At 74.6% G+C, this 2,538-nt stretch carries 3 protein-coding genes; 2 read left to right on the top strand and 1 reads right to left on the bottom strand.

The features are described 5' to 3' along the window. Positions 1-459 (bottom strand): hypothetical protein (locus MHW47_RS34485; RefSeq protein ID WP_239227774.1); only part of this gene is annotated, 459 nt, incomplete at its 3' end. A gap of 244 nt (positions 460-703) precedes the next feature. Here MHW47_RS34485 and fmt point away from each other — a divergent pair. Then, the gene (gene fmt, locus MHW47_RS34480) at positions 704-1,636 is read left to right on the top strand and encodes a methionyl-tRNA formyltransferase (protein WP_239227773.1); all 933 of its coding nucleotides are present in this window, start codon (positions 704-706) and stop codon (positions 1,634-1,636) included. A 65-nt stretch (positions 1,637-1,701) separates the two neighbouring features. Next, on the top strand, positions 1,702-2,538 hold an 837-nt coding region (locus tag MHW47_RS34475; RefSeq protein ID WP_308381745.1), incomplete at its 3' end, for a transcription antitermination factor NusB.

The raw sequence follows: 2,538 nt of genomic DNA, 5'->3' as shown, positions 1-2,538 counted from the left end.
CGCCCCCTCCCCCCCCCCCCCGGCCCCCGCCGAGGGGCGCGGACTCACAGAACGGGCATCCTGAGATGGCCACCTCACCCCCCACACCCACCGCCCCCACCGCATCCACCGCCCCCGCCGGGCCCCGTACCGGCGGTGGACGGCCTGCTTGGTGACCCCGAGCGCGGAGCCCACCGCGTCCCAGGAGAAGCCCAGCGAGCGGTCGAAGTCCACGGCCGCCGTGACCAGTGTCTCGACGCTGTCCCGCAGTTCCTGGGCCAGTCTGACCGTGGGGGCGGGGGCCCTGCCGTAGACGACGAAGCCCGCGGACGGGCCGGAGCGGCGCGGACGGTAGACGTTGCCCAGTTGGGCGGTGAGTGTGCGCAGCGCGTCCACCTGCCGCCGGACCCGCTCGATGTCCCGCACCAGAAGATGCAGACTGGCCCTCGCTTGGGCGTCGTGGGTTGCGTGGTCGGCCATGAAGAAGCCTCTCGAACCGGCGTTGAAAGGGATCGGGCCGCACCAGGGCGGCTCGCTTCGGTCAATCTCTCTTGACCAACGCCGCACCTGTGGATCTGGTCACGCTCGGGGGGCGTATGGGCACGTGCGAGGGGCGCGCGAGGACGCGTACGCCCCCCGTCCAAGGCACCGCCTAGACTGGTGCGTTGCTCGTCACCGTAACGTTTCGGCCTGAGAGTCCGGCCTGAGAGGCAGTCAGCCACCCATGAAGCTCGTCTTCGCCGGCACCCCCGAGGTAGCCGTGCCCGCCCTGGACGCCCTGATCGCCTCCGGCCGCCACGAGGTGGCCGCCGTCGTGACCAGGCCCGACGCGCCCGCGGGGCGCGGCCGGCGGCTGGTGGCCAGCCCGGTCGCCCAGCGCGCCGAGGAGGCCGGGATCGAGGTGCTGAAGCCCGCGAGGCCGCGGGACGAGGACTTCCTCGCCCGGCTGCGCGAGATCGCCCCGGACTGCTGCCCGGTCGTCGCGTATGGCGCGCTGCTGCCCAAGGCGGCGCTCGACATCCCGGCCAGGGGCTGGGTCAACCTGCACTTCTCGCTGCTGCCCGCCTGGCGCGGCGCGGCCCCCGTGCAGCACTCCGTGATGGCCGGCGACGAGGTGACCGGTGCCTCCACCTTCCTCATCGAGGAGGGGCTCGACTCCGGGCCCGTCTACGGCGTCCTCACCGAGGAGGTCCGGCCCACCGACACCAGCGGCGACCTGCTGACCCGGCTGGCGTTCGCCGGCGCCGGGCTGCTCGCCGCGACCATGGACGGCATCGAGGACGGCACCCTGCACGCGGTGCCGCAGCCGGCCGACGGGGTCACCCTCGCCCCCAAGATCACCGTGGAGGACGCCCAGGTCCAGTGGTCCGCGCCCGCGCTGCGGGTGGACCGGGTCGTCCGTGCCTGCACCCCCGCCCCCGGCGCCTGGACGCTGTTCCGGGGCGAGCGGCTCAAGCTCGTTCAGGTCACCCCCGCCGTGGACCGCTCCGAGCTGGCGCCGGGCGAGCTGTCGGCCGGCAAGAACAACGTCTTCGCGGGCACCGGCTCGCACGCGGTGGAACTGCTCTGGGTGCAGCCGCAGGGCAAGAAGCCGATGCGCGCCGCCGACTGGGCGCGCGGCGTCCGCCTCGTCCCCGGCGAGCTGCTGGGCGCCTGAGACCGGGGGCGGGGACGTAGGCTGGGAGGGTTCGTTTCCTCACCGCCAGCGGAGCACCTTTCACCGTGAACGACCAGCCGCGTCGCCGTCCCGCCAAGCCGCACCGCCGCCCCAAGAAGGACCCGGTCCGCTTCCTCGCCTTCGAGGTCCTGCGGGCGGTGGACGAGCGCGACGCCTACGCGAACCTCGTGCTGCCCCCGCTGCTGAAGAAGGCCCGCGCCAAGGGCGACTTCGACCACCGCGACGCCGCCCTGGCCACCGAGCTGGTCTACGGGACGCTGCGCCGCCAGGGCACCTACGACGCGATCGTCGCCGCCTGCGTCGACCGGCCGCTGCGCGAGGTGGACCCGCCGGTCCTCGACGTGCTGAACATGGGCGTGCACCAGCTGCTGGGCACCCGCATCCCCACCCACGCGGCGGTCTCCGCGAGCGTGGAGCTGGCCCGGGTGGTGCTGGGGGAGGGGCGCGCCAAGTTCGTCAACGCCGTCCTGCGCAAGGTGTCCGCCGACGACCTCGACGGCTGGGTGGCGAAGGTGGCCCCCTCCTACGAGGACGACGCCGAGGACCACCTCGCGGTCGTCCACTCCCACCCCCGCTGGGTGGTCTCCGCGCTCTGGGACGCGCTCGGCGGCGGCCGCGCCGGCATCGAGGACCTGCTCGAAGCGGACAACGAACGCCCCGAGGTCACCCTCGTCGCCCGCCCCGGCCGCTCCACCACCGCCGAACTCACCGCCGAGCTGGGCGAGGACGCCGCGCTGCCCGGCCGCTGGTCGCCCTACGCCGTGCGGATGGCCGAGGGCGGCGAGCCCGGCGCCCTGACCGCCGTGCGCGAGGGCCGGGCCGGGGTCCAGGACGAGGGCAGCCAGCTCGTCGCCGCCGCGCTCGCCGCCCGCGTCGACCGG

Origin of the sequence: Streptomyces sp. OfavH-34-F (assembly GCF_022347745.1) — a bacterium.
Classification (GTDB): domain Bacteria; phylum Actinomycetota; class Actinomycetes; order Streptomycetales; family Streptomycetaceae; genus Streptomyces.
The sequence above is the reverse complement of the archived record's forward strand: the minus strand, read 5'-3'. Positions and strand labels throughout refer to the sequence as shown.